Genomic DNA, 17,050 nt, shown 5'->3' on the forward strand with positions numbered 1-17,050 from the left:
TCCCCCACCCGGCCTCCCACAGAATAATGCCGTTGGGAGGCCGGGTGGGGGAGCGGGCTGGTGCCGCGAACCGAATAACGTGGTAGCGGGCCTGCGTGGAACAGCACAAGCCACTGGAAGCACTAATAAAGGCCAAAGCCGCCGAAATCGGGTTCGGGGCGTGCGGGATCGCGCGCGCGGATGCGGCGCCGAAGACCGCCGAGCGACTGCGGCAATGGCTGGAGGACGGGCGCCACGGCTCGATGCTGTGGATGGAGGAGCGGGCGCATCACCGCGAGAGCCCGGCGGGGCTGTGGCCCGAAGTGAAGTCGGTGATCTCGCTGGGGATGAGCTATGCGCCGGCGCGCGACCCGCTGGCGCTGGCCGGGCATGGCGAGATCGGGCGGATCTCCACCTATGCCCAGGGCCAGGACTATCACGATGTCGTCAAGCGGCGACTGAAGGAGCTGGCGCGCTGGCTGGTCGCCGAAGCGCCGGGGACCGACCTGAAGGTGTTCGTCGATACCGCGCCGGTGATGGAGAAGCCGCTCGCCGAGGCGGCGGGGCTGGGCTGGCAGGGCAAGCACACCAACCTGGTGAGCCGCAGCCATGGCAGCTGGCTGTTCCTCGCGGCGATCTACACGACGGCGGAGCTGGTGCCCGATGCGCGGGTGCGCACCACTTGCGGCAGCTGCGACGCGTGCCAGACGGCATGCCCGACCGATGCCTTCCCGGCGCCGTACCAGCTCGATGCGCGGCGCTGCATCTCGTACCTGACGATCGAGCACAAGGGGCCGATCCCGGAGGAGTTCCGCGAAGGCATCGGCAACCGCATCTATGGCTGCGACGATTGCCTGGCGGTGTGCCCGTGGAACAAGTTCGCCCATGCGGCCCAGGCGAACCTGGCGTTCGTGCCGCGCGCTGAGCTGACCGCGCCGGCGCTGGCCGACCTGCTGGCCCTGGACGATGCGGGGTTCCGCGAGGTGTTCTCGGGCTCGCCGATCAAGCGGATCGGGCGCGACCGGATGATGCGCAATTGCCTGATCGCGGCGGGGAACAGTGGGGACCCCGCCCTGGTGGCGCCGGTGCGGGCGCTGCTGGAGGATCCGGACGAGACGGTGCGCGAAGCGGCGGGATGGGCGCTGGGGAGGCTGGCGGACGGCTAGCTGGTCCGGCGCCAGGCGTACATCCGCGTCTCATAGGGGAAGCTGATGGTGTCGCGGCCGACGAGTTCGGGCGTGGCGGCGATCAGGGCGCGGACTCTGGCGGCGATCCGCTGCTGCTCGGCGGGCGGCAGGGCGGCGACGAAACTGACCGAGAGGGTGCGATCGACGATCACCTTCTCGGGGTCGCCGACATGGGGGTGCGGCACGCGCCGTTCGGGCAGCGGCTCGAAACCGGGGGCGGGGAACACCGCACGCCAGGCACCGCTGCGATAGCGGGGGGCATCGCCGGCATAGGGTTCGACCAGGGCCTCCAGCGCGGCCATCCACGGCATGCTTTCGTCCCGCACATTCCAGATCAGGCCGAGCGTGCCGCCGATGCGGAGCACGCGGCGCATCTCGGCGAGCGCGGCGGTGGTGGCGAACCAGTGGAAGGCCTGGGCGCAGATCACCGAATCGACGCTGGCATCGGCGAGGGGGATCTCCTGCGCAGTGCCGGCGATCGCGGTCACCTCCGGATTGCGTTGGGCTAGCGCGGCGCGCATCGCATCGACTGGCTCCAGCGCGATCACGCGCGCGTTGGTTTCGACCAGGCGGGGGAGGAATTTGCCGGTGCCGGCGCCCACCTCGAGCGCGGTGCGGCCGGGACCCAGTGCCAGCGTCTCGCGTAGCCAGTCGCCTACCTCGGCGGGATAGCCGGGCCGGCCGGAGACATAGGTATCAGCGGAAGCCGTGTAACCAGCCACGGCGGCCGGGTGCACGGCGTCGCTCACCGCGCCCGTGCCCCGCTGAGCGACGCCACGCAGCTCGCCTCGTCGATCGGCCGGCCGTCGCGCTGGCGGGCGTCGACATGGGTGACCACCGCCTCGCCGCGGCTCTGCGGATAGAGATAGGTGTCGAGCACGCAGATCGGGCCGGAGAATTGCAGCTTGCGCGCCGTGCCCTCGCTGACGTCGAGCTGGGGCTTGCCGAAGCGCGCGATCAGGCGCGGGGCGGTGGCGCCCTGCACCGCGGCGAGGCCGCCGGGCAGCGGGGTGGCGGGACCCGGCGTGGGACGGGCGCTCGGCGTGGGCCGTGCGCTCGGCACCGGCACATAGCCGGCGCGCGGCGGCGGGATCACGCCGCCCTCGCCACAGGCGCCCAGCGCCAGGGTGCTTATAAGGATGAGTTTCTTCATGATGCCCGCCTCCCGCGGTGAAATACATGGGTGGCCATTGCGGCTCCCAGCACCGGGGCGACCAGGTTCAGGAGCGGGACGAGCAGAAGCCCGGTGCCGACGGCGCCGAGCGTGAAGCGGCCGATGCTGGTCCGCCGGCGCCAGCCGCGCAGGTCTCCGCGCGGCATGTGGCGGGCGGCGACCATGTCGCCAAGGTCACGGCCGAGCAGCCAGGCGTTGACCAGGAAGAAGGCGAGGGCGGTGCCGACGCCGGTGACCAGCAGGATCAGGTAGAGCGGCGACAACAGCAGGTTGATCGCGATCAGCCGCACCGCCGAGCCCAGGCCCATCGCGATCGAGCGACCGAGCGGCACGTCGATCGCCTGGGCATGGGCGGCGGGATAATGTTTCTTCTCCACCGCGGCGACGACTTCGTCGGCGAAGATGCCGATCACCGCGACGGCGATCGCGCGGAACATCAGCCAGTGGAAGAGGATGACGATCAGTATCGTGGTGATGTCGGCGAACGCCTCTGATCCGCTCCAGCCGCCGAGCCAGGCGGAGGTCCGGTCGGCGAGCGCATGCATGCCGAACCACAGGCCGACACTGGCGGCGGCGAACAGCACCAGGGTGAGCAGGACGGATTTGACGAAGACGGCGAGTATCGGCCGGTCGAACAGCTGCCCCAGCGACAGGAAGAAGGCCTGAATCATTGCATCCTCTATTGCCCGTCTCTACGGCGTGCGCGCAACCTATTGGAGCTACGAATTTGACCAGCCCGACCTATGACGTCGTCGCCATCGGCAATGCGATCGTCGACATCCTCGCCCAGGCCGAGGACAGCTTCATCGAGGAGATCGGCGTCGCCAAGGGCTCCATGCAGCTGATGTTCTCGCCCGAGGAAGCCGATGCGCTCTATGCCAAGATGGGCCCGGGCCGCGAGGTTTCGGGCGGCTCGGCGAGCAACACCGTCGCCGGCCTCGCCGCGCTCGGCAGCAAGACCGCCTTCATCGGCCAGGTCGCCGACGACCAGCTCGGCGAAGTTTTCGCACACGACCTGCGCGCCGCCGGCGTCCATTTCGACACCGAAGTGCGCCCCGGCCAGCCGACCACCGCGCGCTGCCTGATCTTCGTGACGCCGGACGGCCAGCGCACGATGAACACCTTCCTCGGTGCCTCGCAGTTCCTGCCGGCCTCGGCGCTCGACGAGACGCTGATCGCCAGCGGCGCGATCCTGTATCTCGAAGGCTATCTGTGGGATCCGGAAGAGCCGCGCGCCGCGATGCGCAAGGCGATCGAGATCGCCCGGGCGAATGGCCGCAAGGTCGCCTTCACCCTCTCGGACGTGTTCTGCATCTCGCGCCACGGCGACGATTTCCGCAAGCTGATCGCGGACGGGCTGATCGACATCCTGTTCGCCAACGAGAATGAGCTGCTTGCCCTGTGCGGCAAGGAGGATTTCGAGACGGCGGTGCAGCACGTCCATGGCCAGGTGCCGGTACTGGTCGTCACCCGCAGCGAGCAGGGCGCGATGGCGCTGGTCGGCGATGAGCGCGTCGAGGTTCCGGCCGAGCCGATCGCCAAGCTGGTCGACACCACCGGCGCGGGCGACAGCTTCGCCGCGGGCTTCCTGCACGGCCAGGCCCAGGGCCGCTCGGTGAAGGACTCGCTGCGCCTGGGCGCGCTGTGCGCCGCCGAGATCATCCAGCATTACGGCGCGCGCGCCGAGGTGGACCTCAAGGCGCTGGCGGCAGAGAAGCTGGGCTGAATCTTATAATTCCTCCCCGAGCAAAGTTCGGGGAGGATTTGAGATAGAAAAAGGGCCGGGGGATCGCTCCCCCGGCCCTTTTTCCTTGCCTGGAAACCGGCGCCCTTAATGGGTGCCGGGGACCGGCGGGTCCAGTTCCTCATAGGCCTGGTGCTCGGGCACATCGACGATGCCGCGGCCGACATGGCTGCGCGAGCGGCTGTAGCCGAAATACACCAGCAGGCCGATCACTGCCCAGATCAGGAAGAGGATGATGCTCTTGTGATCGAGGCTGATGAACAGATAGAGGCAGCCCAGGATCGCGATTGGCGCGGTGATGAACACCAAAGGCGTCTTGAACGGGCGCTTGCGGGTCGGGTCGGTCTTGCGGATCACCATCACAGCGATCGACACCGCGGCGAATGCGAACAGCGTGCCCGAGTTGGAGATGTTGGCGAGCTGGCCGACCGGGAAGAACGCCGCGAACAGCGCCACCGCCACACCGGTGATGATCGTGATCACGTGCGGCGTGTTGTACTGCGGGTGGATCTTCGAGAAGGCGGCGGGGAGCAGGCCGTCGCGGCTCATCACGAAGAAGATGCGGGTCTGGCCGAACATCATCATCAGGATGACCGAGGGCAGCGCCAGGCCGGCGGCGAGGCCGAGCAGGCTGCCGATCTGCGGCCAGCCGATTTCACGCAGGGTGAAGGCGAGTGCTTCCTTCGAGCAGACCACGTCCTTGAAGCCTTCGGCGGCGCGAGTGGCGCACTGGGCGGCGAGTTCGCGGCTGCCCGGCTCGAGGGCATGGCCGGCGGCGTCCATCACCGGCTGGGTGCTGAGGCCCGGGGCGCCGATCACGCCAGCGGCGACGAGCAGGTAGAAGATGGTGCAGATGGCGAGCGAGCCGATCAGGCCGATCGGCATGTTGCGCTGCGGGTTCTTGGTCTCCTCGGCCGCGGTCGAGACCGCGTCGAAGCCGACATAGGCGAAGAAGATCGATGCTGCTGCCATCGAGATGCCGACAAAGCCGGTGGGCGCGAAGGGCGAGAACTGCGCGCCGTTCATCACCGGCACGGCCAGCACGATGAACAGGGTGAGCGCGGCGATCTTGATCGTGACCAGGATCGCGTTGACCGTGGCGCTCTCCTTGGTGCCGATGACCAGCAGCCAGGTGACGAGGCCGGCGATCAGCATCGCGGGCAGGTTGATCAGGCCGCCGTCAAAGGGGCCTGCCACCAGCGTATCCGGTATGTTGAGGCCGAAGCTGTGCTCGATCAGGCCGATCACATAGCCGGACCAGCCCACCGAGACCGCTCCCGCGGCCACGGCATATTCGAGGATGAGGGCCCAGCCGACCATCCAGGCGATCAACTCGCCCATCACGGCATAGCTATAGGTGTAGGCGGAACCCGAGACCGGGACCATCGACGCCATTTCGGCGTAGCAGAGTGCCGCGAAGGCGCAGACGACGCCGGCGATGATGAACGAGATCATCATGCCCGGCCCGGCCTTTTGCGCGGCTTCGGCGGTGAGAACGAAAATGCCGGTGCCGATCACCGCGCCGATGCCGAGCATGGTGAGCTGAAAAGCCCCCAGCGAACGGTGGAGCGATTTCTTTTCGGCGGTGGCGAGGATGGCATCGAGTGGCTTTACGCGCCCGAAGATCATTGAAGGTCCCCTCTACGGCGGTTTTTCCCGCCGCCCCGTTTGGATGAAAGCGCGGAGCCTAGCCGCAAAACCGGGGGAGGCAATGCTTTAGTGGCCCCAAGCGTGGCTTTAGCGCATGAATGCGTCGAGCCGTGGGGCTCCTGCGCGTGGAAACGTACCTGGCCGGGGCGCCATGGCCGCTTTCCTGCACGGCCCCGGGGGATCAGTGCGCGGCGGCCCTGGAGAAGAGGTTCATCACCAGCACCCCGGCGATGATCAGCGCCATGCCCAGCATGGCGGGCAGGTCGAGCTTCTGGCCCTGGAACAGCCAGGCGATCGTCGCGATCAGCACGATGCCGACGCCCGACCAGATCGCATAGGCGATGCCGGTCGGTATCTCGCGCAGGGTGAGCGAGAGGAAATAGAAGGCGATCGCATAGCCGAGGATCGTGATCGCCGAGGGGACCAGCCGGGTGAATCCCTCGGACTGCTTCATGAACGAGGTCGCGGTGACCTCGGCGACGATCGCGATGGCGAGGTTGAGATAGCGCATGCCATTGCGGCAAGCAGGCCACGGGGCATTTTGCAAGCGCGTCGGGCCGGCCGTCAGTCGTGTGTCTGCACTTCCCAGCTCGCATGCACCACCGTGCGGGTCTTCGCGAGATGCGCCACGATCGCGTCGAGATCGGCATCGACCGCGCCGGTGCTGACCAGTGTCGCCCGAATCTCCACTAGGTCTTCCGCACGCTCGACGATCTCGGTATCGGCGACGGGATAGCGCATCAGTTCCAGGTGATCGACGAGCGTGTCGCGCAAGGCGGGCGCGTTGGCAGGATTCGCGGTGAGGGTGACCGAATAGGTCGCCTCCAGCGCGCCGCCAGCCAGCGGGATGCGATTGATCGCGTTGACGATGGGCCGAAGCAGCGTGTTGCCGACCACCACGAAGATGGTCAGCGTCGCGGCTTCGGCGGCCATGTCGGTGCCGGCACAGGCGCCCACCGCGGCCGAACACCAGAGCGTCGCCGCGGTGTTGAGGCCGCGGACGTTCATGCCCTCCTTCATGATCACGCCCGCACCGAGGAAGCCGATGCCGGAGACCGTGTAGGAGATCACCCGGACCGCCTCGACATCGCCGGCCAGCCGCTGGGCGAGATCGACGAACGCCGCGGCACCCAGGGCGACCAGCGCATTGGTGCGCAGGCCGGCGGTACGCTGGCGATATTGGCGTTCGGCACCGATCAGCGCGCCCAGCACGAGGGCCAGCGCATAGCTGACCAGCGTGTCGAGATAGGACGCCAGGTGGAAAGTGTGCAGGAAATGCATGACGGCCCCCGGACCGGAGACTTGGGCTAGCGCGCCAGCATCGGGCCGAGCGGACGGCCGGCGAAGATGTGGACATGGAGGTGCGGCACCTCCTGGTGCGCGTCCATGCCGGTATTGGCGAGCAGGCGGTAGCCCGGCGCGACGAAGCCGGACTCGCGGGCTACATGCCCTACGGCACGGACGAAGCCGGCGATCTCCGCCTCGCTCGCCCTGGCCGAGAAATCGTCCCACGAGACATAGGCTCCCTTGGGGATCACCAGGATATGGTGCGGCGCCTGCGGATTGATGTCGTGGAAGGCGAGGGCGAACTCGTCCTCGAACACCTTCTTCGACGGGATCTCGCCGCGCAGGATCTTCGCGAAGATGTTCTGGTCGTCGTACGGCTGAGTGGCGTCGATGGGCATGCGCGGCTCCTTTTCCCGACCCAAATAGCAAACCGTCCTCCTGGCGGAAGCCGGGATCTCGTGCGGGGATGCGATACGGCCTGAGATCCCGCCCCGGATCAGGCCCGGGGGCGCCGGGATGACGGTCAGGAGGGGCGGCTCGCCTTTTCCTCGATGCCCGACACCCCCTCGCGGCGGGCGAGTTCGGCGCGGACGTCGTCCAGCCCCAGGCCGGCATCGGCGAGCAGCACGAGCAGGTGGAAGACCAGGTCGGCAGCTTCCTTGGTCAGTTCCTCGCGATCGTCCTGGATCGCGGCGATCACCGTCTCGGTTGCTTCCTCGCCCAGCTTCTGCGCGATCTTGGCCCGGCCGCGATGCGTCAGCTTGGCGACATAGGAGCTGTCCGGGCTCGCCGTGCGGCGGGCGCGGATCGTCTGTTCGAGGATGTCGAGCGGATCGGCCATGGTTTCCGGCTGCAGGCGCCGGGCCCGCCTGTCAATCCTTGGGTGCGGACTTGCGGAAGCGGGCGCGCAGCTGGCGGCGGACGAACCAGATGCCGCCGGCGGCGCAGGCGGCGAGCGCCAGGTCCGAAAGCTCGGGCATCGAGCGGCTGCCCGCGCGGCCGGTGTGCGGCGGCTCGTCGGCGGCGAGGGCCGGGACTGCGGCGAGCAGCAGCAGAGGAAGCAGGGCGTTGCGCATGGCCCGGGAGCTTATCCGCAACGCCCCGACAAATCGTTAATTGCGGCGACGCATGCGGCGGGCGGCGATCACCCCCATCGTGCCGAGCGCGAACAGGCCGATCATGCCCGGCTCGGGAATCGAGGTCGGGCTGCCCGAGCCGCCACCGCTGCTGCTGGCGGTGCTGCCGCCACTGCTGGTGCCGCCGGGCGTGCCGGGATCGGCGGGCGGCGTGTCCATCGCAAAGGCGGGGACGGCGGAGACCGCGGCAAGGCTCAATGCCACGGGAAGGACAAAGCTACGGATCATGACAATTTCCCTCTTTATGGTGACAGAGGGTTAAGCAAGGTGCTGGCCGATATGCCGAAACCGGCAGAATTCGGCGCCTTGCGATGGTTAAACGGGCGCGCGCAAAGGCGACGGCTGTAAAACCCGCCGACTCGTTACGGAGCCGGCGTGATCGCGTCCAGGATCGTGATCTTCTTCCCCGGCGCGGCGCCGACCGAGGATTGGGTGACGAGGATGGTGGCGCCGGGCTGGAGCGTGGCCTTCACCGCCTCGTAGAAGGCACGCGGCACGCGCACGCGGTTGCGTGTCGCCTCGTCGAGCGTGCGGCCGGCATCCTCGCTGTGCCCGGGCAGGCCGACATAGATCCAATTGTCCCTGCCGTCCGCGCCGCGGGTGAGGGTGATGACGTGTGATCCGGGATCGTCATCGGCGATATGCGCGGCGCTGCGGCCGATCTCGACCCCGCCGCGCAGCACGACGATGCGCTGGTCGCCCTTCGAGACGATGATGGTGAGCGGCCCGTCGCGCGAAAGCTCCGGCCGCCAGCGATATTCCTCGCTGTCGAGCGGCTCGACATTGGTCGGCCGGCCCTTGGCATCGAGCGGGGCGAGCAGGCTGGCCTCGGTGGTGTCGATGTGATCGGCGGCATTGCCCTGCACCACCACCGTCACGCCCAGGCTGGTCGCGGCGAACAGCGCCCTGGCGAAGTCATAGGGCAGGTGCACGCAGCCATGGCTCTCCGGATAGCCGGGAAGCCCGCCGGCATGGAGCGCGATCCCGTCCCAGGTGAGCCGCTGGGTGAAGGGCATCGGCGCGTTGTTGTATTTGCTCGAGCGGTGCTTGGCGTCCTTCTGGAGCACGGTGAACACGCCGGTGGGTGTCTCGTGCCCCGCCTTGCCCGAGGAGACGGTGCTCGCCGCGATGCGCACGCCGTTGCGGTACACGGTGGCACGCTGAGCGGAGAGGTCGACATAGACCAGGATCGGCCCGGCCGGCGCGACTTCGGGTGCCCAGACCCACTCGCCGGGCTTGAGCCGGTCGATGTCGCGGGCGAGCTCGACGGCCGAGCTGGCCTTGGAACCCTGGGCCAAGGCGGGACCTGTCCAGCCAAGCGCGATCAGGGCGACAAGCAGGGTTGCCCGCATCAGAACAGCTCTACGGTCAGCGTGTAATGGGCGTTTTCAAGCCGTCGCGCGGCGTCGCGCATCAGATAGACGTCGATCGCATAGTCGCCTTTGGAGGGGATGGTGAAGGTGAAGCTGTTGCCGCTGCTCGAGCCGACGAACACCGCGGCCTGGGCACCGGGCGCGGTGACGTTGAAATAGTTGGAGGGGTTGCCGGTCTGAAGCCTGACCTTCAGCTTCTGCCCGCCGCGCGCGGCGAGAAGGTAGCGCACGGCGTCATGCCCCTTGATGGTACCGGTGATTATCTTGAACGAGTGACGCGGCGCGAACTCCACGCGCTCGGTGCGAGGGCCTCTCTGGGCGATGGCGGGTGCGACCAGGGCCAGGGCGGCGGCGGTGAGCAACAGGGGCTTGAGCAAGCGGCTTCTCCTCATGCGCCCGTGGCGGGCGGCACGAGTGTAGCCGGGAATGCTAACGAATTAAGACCGGACCGGTATCCCCGCCGCTGCCAGCGCGGCATGCGCGTCGGCGATGCTCGCCTCGCCGAAATGGAAGATCGAGGCAGCGAGCACGGCGCTGGCATGGCCCTGGGTGATGCCGTCGACCAGATGCTGGAGATTGCCGACGCCGCCCGAGGCGACCACGGGCACGGTCACCTGGTCGGCGATCGTGCGGATCAGCTCGAGGTCATAGCCGTCCTTGGTGCCGTCGCGGTCCATCGAGGTGATGAGCAGTTCGCCGGCGCCGAGATGGGCGAGGGCGATGGCGTGGGTGACCGCGTCGATGCCGGTCGGCTTGCGGCCGCCATGGGTGAAGACTTCCCAGCCATTGGCGGTGCGGCGCGCATCGACCGAGGCGACGACGCACTGGCTGCCCATCTTCTCGGCGATCTCGGCGACGACTTCGGGGCGCGAGACGGCGGCGGAGTTGACCGCGACCTTGTCCGCGCCGGCGAGCAGGAGCGCGCGGGCATCCTCGACGCTGCGCACGCCGCCGCCGACGGTTAGCGGCATGAAGCAGACCTCGGCGGTGCGGCGCACCACGTCGAGGATGGTGCCGCGCGCCTCGTGGCTGGCGGTGATGTCGAGGAAGCAGAGCTCGTCGGCGCCGGCGGCGTCATAGGCGCGGGCCTGCTCGACGGGATCGCCGGCATCGATCAGGTCGACGAAGTTGACGCCCTTGACCACGCGGCCATTGGCGACGTCGAGGCAGGGGATGACGCGGGCGCGGACGGTCATGCCCGGCCCACCTCGATCGCCCAGGCGAGGTCGAGACGGCCGTCGTACAGCGCGCGGCCGGTGATCACGCCTTCGACGCCGTCCTCGACATGCGGGCGGAGCGCATGGATGTCGGCGATGTCGGTCACGCCGCCGCTCGCGATGACCGGGATCGCGACGGCGCGGGCGAGGGCGACGGTCGCCTCGACGTTGCAGCCCTTCAAAAGCCCGTCACGGCCGACATCGGTGAACAGCAGCGCGGCGACGCCCGCATCCTCGAAGCGGCGGGCGAGGTCGACCACCGCGACGTCGGACACATCGGCCCAGCCGCGGGTGGCGACCAGGCCGTCGCGCGCGTCGACGGCGACGACGATGCGGCCGGGATTGTCGCGGGCGGCTTCGCGGACCAAGTCCGGATTCTCGAGCGCAGCGGTGCCGATCACCACGCGCTGCACGCCGAGATCGAGCCAGCGGTCGATCGATTCGCGGTTCCGGATGCCGCCGCCGAGCTGGATGTGCCCGCCAAAGCCGCTCTCGAGGATCGCGGCGACCGCCGCGCCGTTGACCGATTCGCCGGCAAACGCGCCGTCCAGGTCGACCACGTGCAGCCATTCGGCGCCGGCATTGGCGAACAGCTCGGCCTGGGCAGCGGGGTTGTCGCCATAGACGGTGGCGCGGTCCATGTCGCCTTCGGCCAGCCGGACGACCTGGCCGCCCTTGAGGTCGATCGCGGGGAAGATGATCAGGCCATTGTCTACGGACGCCACTGGAGGAACCTTTCGACCAGCGCGATGCCGTAGCGCTGGCTCTTTTCGGGGTGGAACTGGACGCCGATCATGGTGTCGCGGCCGATCGCCGCGGTGATCGGGCCGCCATGGTCGGTGGTGGCCAGCACATGCTCGCCGGTGAAGGCGAAGCTGTGCAGGAAATAGGCTTCCCCGGTTTCGATCAGCGGGTGGGGCTGGACGGGGATCACGTCGTTCCAGCCCATGTGCGGGACGTGGACGCCGGGAGCCGGCGCGATCGCGCGGACGGTGCCGGGGATCCAGCCCAGGCCGGGGTGCGTGCCCATTTCCTCGCCGGCATCGGCCATCAGCTGCATGCCGACACAGACTCCGAGAAAGGGCGCGGCCTGCTGGCGGACGCGGCTGTTCAGCGCCTCGACCATGCCCGGGATGGCGCGCAGGCCCGCGGCACAGGCGCCGAACGCACCGACGCCAGGCAGGACGATGCGGTCGGCCTTGAGGACGGCTTCCGGATCGGCGGTGACGGCGATGCCGGTCGCGCCGGCGGCCTTCAGGGCGTTGTGGACCGAGTAGAGGTTGCCGGCGCCGTAATCGATCAGGGCGATGGTCATTGCCGCACCGTGGTCACAGCACGCCCTTGGTGCTCGGCACCACGTCCGCCTTGCGCGGGTCGATCTCGACCGCCTCGCGCAGCGCCCGGGCCAGGCCCTTGAACGCCGCCTCGGCGATATGGTGGTTGTTGGTGCCGTAGAGCGTCTCGATGTGGAGCGTCACGCCCGCGGTCTGCGCGAAGCTGTGGAACCAGTGCTCGAACATCTCGGTGTCCATCTCGCCCAGGCGCTTCTGTGAGAACTCGGTCTTCCAGACGAGATAGGGACGGCCGGAGATGTCGATCGCGACGCGGGTGAGCGTCTCGTCCATCGGCGACAGGGCGTCGGCGTAGCGGCGGATGCCCTTCTTGTCGCCGAGCGCCTTGAGGATCGCCTCGCCGATCGCCAGGCCGGTGTCCTCCACCGTATGGTGCTGGTCGATATGGAGGTCGCCCACCGTCTTCACGTCCATGTCGATCAGCGAATGGCGGCTGAGCTGCTCGAGCATGTGATCGAAGAAGCCGATCCCGGTCGAAACGGAATAGGCGCCGGTGCCGTCCAGGTTGACGGTGACGTCGACGGCGGTCTCGCTCGTCTTGCGGCTTACGGTGGCGGTGCGCATGATCGCTCCCCAATAGCGATGGTTGCCGCGCATGCAATCTTGACCGTGCGGCTCCGTGCGCTACCCAAGGGGCATGACTGGCAACGTGCCCGATAGCTTGATTCCCTATGACGAGATCGTGCAGGAGGCCCTGCGCGCAGTCGTCGGCCGCGTGCTCGGCTCGGTTGCCGAGACGGGCAACCTGCCCGGCGGGCATCATTTCTACATCACCTTCAAGACGCATGCGCCCGGGGTCGACATCCCGCAGCGCCTGATCGACCGGTTCCCGGACGAGATGACGATCGTCCTGCAGCACCGATTCTGGGACCTGAAGGTCGACGAGGCGATGTTCTCGGTGGGGCTGAGCTTCAACCAGATCCCGGCGATGCTCCACATCCCCTTCTCGGCGATCACCGGCTTCCACGATCCGGCGGTGAACTTCGAACTGCGCTTCCAGGCGGCCGAGAATGGCGACGAGCCCGATCCGCAGCACGAGGAAGCGGAGAATGACGGGCCGGCGGCAAAGCCGGTCGAGGACGGCTCGAACGTCGTCTCGGTGGATTTCAAGCGGAAGAAGTGAGGCGGCGCGCCGTGCCGGCGCACCGCCCCCAATGCCTCATTCGAGCGGATATTTGTTGCCGTCGCGGCAGATCGCCGTGGGCGTGTCGATCACATAGGGTGTCCAGGTGCCGAACAGTGTACCGGCCTGCACGCCCTGCTGCGTGCATCGGTCGAGCTCGCGGCCGACCTGTTCGGTATAGCTGTCGTCGCTGAAATATTGGTGGACGTAGATGGTCTCGCCGCCCGGCGCCGCGGCAGCGAGAGCGGGCAGCGCGGCAGTGGCCGCCATCGCGATCAGCGTGCGACGCATCGAGAGTCTGGACATGACGGTTCTCCTCGAAAAGCCTGTATTCTCCGACGGATGCGACCCTTGTTTCCGTGCGGGCAGACTAAGTTGGCGATGCCGGTCCGGGCAATCGCGCGCGGAGGAGATTTAGCCCCGAAACGGGGATGCCTGCCGATAGTATCGGGAGGGGGATTGCCTAGCCGTCGTTGGCGCTGGACGGGCGGAGCAGGCGGGCGCGCAGGTCCTGCATCACGACGGCCTGGGCCGCGGCGCCGGGATCCTCGGCGCCGAGGATCGAGCCGAGATGCTCGAGGATCTGGCTGGCGCGGTCGAGATTCTGCAACGCTTCGAGATGCCGGGCGATGACGTGGGGGTCCTCGACCAGCCGTTCGCCCAGGCTGTTCAGCAGCTCGCGGACGAGGAACACCTCCTCGACGAGCCGCTCGCCGAGATCGGCCATGGCCGGTGCCGCCGGGTGCGGGGCAGGTTCGGCGGGGAGCGCCGCGCCGCCGCGCACGGCTTCCTGGATCGCATCGACCCGGGCCTGGCCGCGATAGCCGTCGAAGGTCGCGATGCGGTTGCCCGAAATCCATTCGTCGACGGTAACGGCGCTGTGATCGAAGGCGACGCCGCAGCGGCCCTCGCCCTGCCAGACGACTCGGGCGGGGACTTCGATCTCGGCACGGCGCAGTATCAGCGGGGTGCCGGTACGCGGCAGCACGGAGCCGTCGAGCATCGCGCCGCCTTCGGAAAGGTTGCGGATGCGCACCGGCACCTTCAGCGCATCGGCTTCGATCGCAGCCGCCAGGAACAGGTTCTTGCGCGGCGCGCGCTCCTGCGATCCGCTGGAAGATGGAAGATGTGCGCCGGCGTGCATGATTCCATTGTAAGAAGCCAGGCACGCATAGTTGGTTAACGCCGCTCAAAATTCTCACCTTGCCAGACACCTGCGCAGGGGTGCTGGAATCGCGGGGGGCAAGGCGGTAGAGCCGCCCCGACTCCGCGAGAGGCGGATCCAGAATGAAAGGCCTGATGTGACCACCCGGACCGAAACCGATTCGATCGGCGCGATCGAAGTTCCCGCCGACGCCTATTGGGGCGCCCAGACCCAGCGTTCGATCGAGAATTTCCCGTTCGGCGCGATGGAGCGCATGCCGCTCGGCATCGTCCATGCCCAGGCGATCGTGAAGCAGGCGGCGGCGCGGGTGAACCGGAAGCATGGGATGGATTCGAAAATCGCTGATGCGATCGAGGCGGCGGCGCAGGAAATCGTCGCTGGCGACCTCGACGACCAGTTCCCGCTGGTGATCTGGCAGACCGGCTCGGGTACCCAGACCAACATGAACGTCAACGAAGTGATCGCCGGCCGCGCGAACTTCGTGCTGGCGGGCACCAAGGGCGGCAAGTCGCCGGTCCACCCGAACGACCACGTCAACATGAGCCAGTCGTCGAACGACAGCTTCCCGACCGCGCTGCACGTCGCGGCAGTGATCGCGACGTACAAGACGCTGATCCCGGCGCTCGACCAGCTGACCGCCTCGCTGACCGCCAAGGCCGAGGCCTGGGATCACATCATCAAGATCGGCCGCACGCACACCCAGGACGCGACGCCGCTGACGCTCGGCCAGGAATTCGGCGGCTATGCGGCGCAGCTGATCAGCTGCAAGGCCCGGATCGAAGGCGCGCTGAACGGCAACCTGCGCAAGCTGGCGATCGGCGGCACCGCGGTCGGCACCGGGCTCAACGCGCCGGAAGGCTGGGCCGAGGACATGTCGGCGGCGATCACCGACATTGCCGGCACCCAGTTCGAGCCGGCGCCGAACAAGTTCGAGCAGCTGGCCGCCAAGGACGGGCTGGTCTTCTTCTCGGGCGCGCTGAACACGCTGGCGGTGGCGCTCAACAAGATCGCCAACGACATCCGCTTCCTCGGTTCGGGCCCGCGCTCGGGCCTGGGCGAACTGTCGCTGCCGGCGAACGAGCCGGGCAGCTCGATCATGCCGGGCAAGGTCAACCCGACCCAGTGCGAATCGCTGACGATGGTCGCGGCGCAGGTGATCGGCAACAACCAGGCGGTGACCGTCGGCGGCATGCAGGGCCATTTCGAGCTCAACGTGTTCATGCCGCTGATCGGCGCGAACGTGCTGCGCTCGATCTCGCTGCTGTCCATCGGCATGACGAGCTTCGCCGAGCGCTGCGTCGACGGGATCGAGGCGAACGAGAGCCAGATCAAGGCGCTGGTCGACCGCTCGCTGATGCTGGTGACCGCGCTGGCGCCGGCGATCGGCTATGACAATGCCGCCAAGATCGCCAAGAACGCGCACGAAAAGGGCCTGACGCTCAAGGAGAGCGGGCTGGCGCTGGGCCTGGTCGATGAGGCGACGTTCGACCAGTATGTTCGCCCCGAGACGATGATCGGGCGGTAAACAAATTCCTCCCCCAGCTCGCTGGGGGAGGGGGACCGCTCGCGCAGCGAGTGGTGGAGGGGCCGTCGCGAAAGCGACGGTCTTTTCGTATCTGCCCCTCCACCACCGCCTTCGGCGGCGGTCCCCCTCCCCGAGACAAGCTCGGGGAGGAACTTAGGGGCTTCCCGATCTTTCTTCCTTCGTAACCACTTACGCAGGAGCAACCATGATCGGGGACGCAATCGCAGGCTGGATCGGCAATCGCATCGACCGTGCGGACGGTGAGGGCGGGGCGCTCGGCGCAATCGCCGGGGTGCTGACCTGGAAGGCGGCGAAGAAGATCGTGCCCGCCGCGATCGTGATCGGCGGCGCGGCTTATGCCTATCATCATTTCACCCGTGGACGTGAAACCGCGGCCTGAGCGCCACGGATTCCCGAAACGGAAGGGCATTGGGTGCCGGTCCTAGCTTGACGGGGAGGGGACTCCCACGCCAAAGGCACCCATGCCCCATTCCACCGAGACCGATCCGCACGGCTTCAAGCGCAGAGGCGTGCTGTTCGTGCTTTCCTCGCCTTCGGGCGCCGGCAAGTCGACGATCGCGCGCAAGCTGCTGGCCGCCGACGAGCACCTCCAGATGTCCGTTTCCGTCACCACCCGGCCGATGCGCCCGGGCGAAGTGGACGGCGTCGACTATCACTTCGTCGACCTGGAGCGCTTCCGCGAGATCGCGAACAACCACGAGTTCCTGGAATGGGCGCACGTGTTCAACCATCGCTACGGCACGCTGCGCTCGACGGTGGAGGAAATCCTCGATTCGGGCCGCGACGTGCTGTTCGACATCGACTGGCAGGGCGCGCAGCAACTGTTCCAGCTCGCCGGCGGCGACGTGGTCCGCGTCTTCATCCTGCCGCCGTCCTTCGTCGAGCTGCGCCAGCGCCTGGTCAACCGCAACACCGATTCGATCGAAGTGATCGACGCGCGCATGAGCCGCGCGGCGGCGGAGGTCAGCCACTGGGATGGCTATGACTATGTGCTGGTCAACGACGATGTCGAGCAATGCTATCGCTCGGTCCACACGATCCTGAACGCCGAGCGGCTCAAGCGCTCGCGCCAGACGGGCTTGATCGGATTCATCCGCGGGTTGATGAAGTAACCTTC

Annotated in this window: 24 protein-coding genes; 6 read left to right on the forward strand and 18 right to left on the reverse strand. The window is 67.8% G+C overall.

Translation table 11 applies throughout. From position 1 onward, the window contains the following. The first annotated feature begins 95 nt into the window (after positions 1-95). Positions 96-1,145 (forward strand): tRNA epoxyqueuosine(34) reductase QueG, encoded by a 1,050-nt coding sequence (gene queG / locus GGR46_RS00200; RefSeq protein WP_343057899.1) that lies wholly within the window; start codon positions 96-98, stop codon positions 1,143-1,145. On the opposite strand, the gene GGR46_RS00205 is transcribed toward queG, so the two are convergent. The 3 genes from GGR46_RS00205 to GGR46_RS00215 are packed head-to-tail and all read right to left on the reverse strand — an operon-like array spanning position 1,142 to position 3,011. Next, on the reverse strand, positions 1,142-1,915 hold the full coding sequence (locus GGR46_RS00205; protein ID WP_183993457.1) for a methyltransferase domain-containing protein: 774 nt from the start codon (positions 1,913-1,915) through the stop codon (positions 1,142-1,144). The two genes, queG and GGR46_RS00205, sit on opposite strands and share 4 nt — an antisense overlap. Continuing rightward, positions 1,912-2,319: a hypothetical protein gene (locus GGR46_RS00210; protein WP_183993459.1), complete on the reverse strand. Its 408-nt coding sequence runs from the start codon at positions 2,317-2,319 to the stop codon at positions 1,912-1,914. Before GGR46_RS00210 ends, GGR46_RS00205 begins: the two co-directional genes overlap by 4 nt. Next, on the reverse strand, positions 2,316-3,011 hold the full coding sequence (locus tag GGR46_RS00215) for an EI24 domain-containing protein (RefSeq protein WP_183993461.1): 696 nt from the start codon (positions 3,009-3,011) through the stop codon (positions 2,316-2,318). The genes GGR46_RS00210 and GGR46_RS00215 overlap by 4 nt, the downstream gene beginning before the upstream one ends. Positions 3,012-3,067: 56 nt before the next feature. On the opposite strand from GGR46_RS00215, the gene GGR46_RS00220 reads away from it, so the two are divergent. Next, complete coding sequence (locus GGR46_RS00220; RefSeq protein ID WP_183993463.1) at positions 3,068-4,066, forward strand: adenosine kinase; 999 nt, start codon at positions 3,068-3,070, stop codon at positions 4,064-4,066. 105 nt (positions 4,067-4,171) lie between these two features. Here the strand turns inward: GGR46_RS00220 and GGR46_RS00225 are convergent, their stop codons facing one another. The 13 genes from GGR46_RS00225 to hisB form a co-directional block, all read right to left on the reverse strand. Then, entirely contained in the window at positions 4,172-5,713 is a 1,542-nt protein-coding gene (locus GGR46_RS00225; RefSeq protein ID WP_183993466.1) for an amino acid permease, read from the reverse strand. Between the two features lie 202 nt (positions 5,714-5,915). Beyond that, positions 5,916-6,245 (reverse strand): SMR family transporter, encoded by a 330-nt coding sequence (locus GGR46_RS00230; protein WP_183993468.1) that lies wholly within the window; start codon positions 6,243-6,245, stop codon positions 5,916-5,918. Between the two features lie 53 nt (positions 6,246-6,298). Further along, the gene (locus GGR46_RS00235) at positions 6,299-7,015 is read right to left on the reverse strand and encodes an MgtC/SapB family protein (RefSeq protein WP_183993470.1); all 717 of its coding nucleotides are present in this window, start codon (positions 7,013-7,015) and stop codon (positions 6,299-6,301) included. Positions 7,016-7,041: 26 nt separating this feature from the next. Beyond that, the gene (locus tag GGR46_RS00240) at positions 7,042-7,419 is read right to left on the reverse strand and encodes a histidine triad nucleotide-binding protein (RefSeq protein ID WP_183993472.1); all 378 of its coding nucleotides are present in this window, start codon (positions 7,417-7,419) and stop codon (positions 7,042-7,044) included. Positions 7,420-7,544: 125 nt separating this feature from the next. After that, positions 7,545-7,862: a phosphoribosyl-ATP diphosphatase gene (locus GGR46_RS00245; RefSeq protein WP_183993474.1), complete on the reverse strand. Its 318-nt coding sequence runs from the start codon at positions 7,860-7,862 to the stop codon at positions 7,545-7,547. A 31-nt stretch (positions 7,863-7,893) separates the two neighbouring features. After that, complete coding sequence (locus tag GGR46_RS00250) at positions 7,894-8,097, reverse strand: hypothetical protein (protein ID WP_183993476.1); 204 nt, start codon at positions 8,095-8,097, stop codon at positions 7,894-7,896. 36 nt (positions 8,098-8,133) lie between these two features. After that, a complete protein-coding gene (locus GGR46_RS00255) occupies positions 8,134-8,385 on the reverse strand; it encodes a PEP-CTERM sorting domain-containing protein (protein ID WP_183993478.1) in 252 nt (83 codons plus the stop codon). A 134-nt stretch (positions 8,386-8,519) separates the two neighbouring features. After that, the gene (locus GGR46_RS00260; RefSeq protein ID WP_183993480.1) at positions 8,520-9,509 is read right to left on the reverse strand and encodes a L,D-transpeptidase; all 990 of its coding nucleotides are present in this window, start codon (positions 9,507-9,509) and stop codon (positions 8,520-8,522) included. Continuing rightward, on the reverse strand, positions 9,509-9,907 hold the full coding sequence (locus GGR46_RS00265; protein ID WP_221262517.1) for a hypothetical protein: 399 nt from the start codon (positions 9,905-9,907) through the stop codon (positions 9,509-9,511). The genes GGR46_RS00260 and GGR46_RS00265 overlap by 1 nt, the downstream gene beginning before the upstream one ends. A gap of 60 nt (positions 9,908-9,967) precedes the next feature. Then, a complete protein-coding gene (gene hisF / locus GGR46_RS00270; RefSeq protein WP_183993484.1) occupies positions 9,968-10,726 on the reverse strand; it encodes an imidazole glycerol phosphate synthase subunit HisF in 759 nt (252 codons plus the stop codon). Next, positions 10,723-11,451 carry a 1-(5-phosphoribosyl)-5-[(5-phosphoribosylamino)methylideneamino]imidazole-4-carboxamide isomerase gene (hisA, locus tag GGR46_RS00275; protein ID WP_183996586.1) on the reverse strand — a complete coding sequence of 243 codons (729 nt, stop codon included), beginning with the start codon at positions 11,449-11,451 and terminating at the stop codon, positions 10,723-10,725. The genes hisF and hisA overlap by 4 nt, the downstream gene beginning before the upstream one ends. Positions 11,452-11,459: 8 nt before the next feature. Further along, the gene (hisH, locus tag GGR46_RS00280) at positions 11,460-12,062 is read right to left on the reverse strand and encodes an imidazole glycerol phosphate synthase subunit HisH (RefSeq protein WP_183993486.1); all 603 of its coding nucleotides are present in this window, start codon (positions 12,060-12,062) and stop codon (positions 11,460-11,462) included. Between the two features lie 13 nt (positions 12,063-12,075). Beyond that, positions 12,076-12,663: an imidazoleglycerol-phosphate dehydratase HisB gene (gene hisB, locus GGR46_RS00285; protein WP_116838751.1), complete on the reverse strand. Its 588-nt coding sequence runs from the start codon at positions 12,661-12,663 to the stop codon at positions 12,076-12,078. 73 nt (positions 12,664-12,736) lie between these two features. On the opposite strand from hisB, the gene GGR46_RS00290 reads away from it, so the two are divergent. Beyond that, positions 12,737-13,222 (forward strand): SspB family protein, encoded by a 486-nt coding sequence (locus tag GGR46_RS00290; protein ID WP_183993489.1) that lies wholly within the window; start codon positions 12,737-12,739, stop codon positions 13,220-13,222. A 36-nt stretch (positions 13,223-13,258) separates the two neighbouring features. Here GGR46_RS00290 and GGR46_RS00295 read toward each other — a convergent pair whose 3' ends face one another. After that, entirely contained in the window at positions 13,259-13,528 is a 270-nt protein-coding gene (locus tag GGR46_RS00295; RefSeq protein WP_183993491.1) for a hypothetical protein, read from the reverse strand. Between the two features lie 157 nt (positions 13,529-13,685). After that, positions 13,686-14,366 carry a PilZ domain-containing protein gene (locus tag GGR46_RS00300; protein ID WP_183993493.1) on the reverse strand — a complete coding sequence of 227 codons (681 nt, stop codon included), beginning with the start codon at positions 14,364-14,366 and terminating at the stop codon, positions 13,686-13,688. A gap of 157 nt (positions 14,367-14,523) precedes the next feature. Here GGR46_RS00300 and fumC point away from each other — a divergent pair, with 157 nt between their 5' ends. From fumC to gmk, 3 genes are all read left to right on the forward strand, one after another. Continuing rightward, entirely contained in the window at positions 14,524-15,912 is a 1,389-nt protein-coding gene (fumC, locus tag GGR46_RS00305; RefSeq protein WP_183993495.1) for a class II fumarate hydratase, read from the forward strand. A gap of 205 nt (positions 15,913-16,117) precedes the next feature. After that, complete coding sequence (locus tag GGR46_RS00310) at positions 16,118-16,312, forward strand: hypothetical protein (RefSeq protein ID WP_183993497.1); 195 nt, start codon at positions 16,118-16,120, stop codon at positions 16,310-16,312. 82 nt (positions 16,313-16,394) lie between these two features. After that, positions 16,395-17,045: a guanylate kinase gene (gene gmk / locus GGR46_RS00315; RefSeq protein WP_183993499.1), complete on the forward strand. Its 651-nt coding sequence runs from the start codon at positions 16,395-16,397 to the stop codon at positions 17,043-17,045. Positions 17,046-17,050: the final 5 nt, after the last annotated feature.

The sequence above is a fragment of the Sphingomonas kyeonggiensis genome (genome assembly GCF_014196745.1).
Classification (GTDB): domain Bacteria; phylum Pseudomonadota; class Alphaproteobacteria; order Sphingomonadales; family Sphingomonadaceae; genus Sphingomonas; species Sphingomonas kyeonggiensis.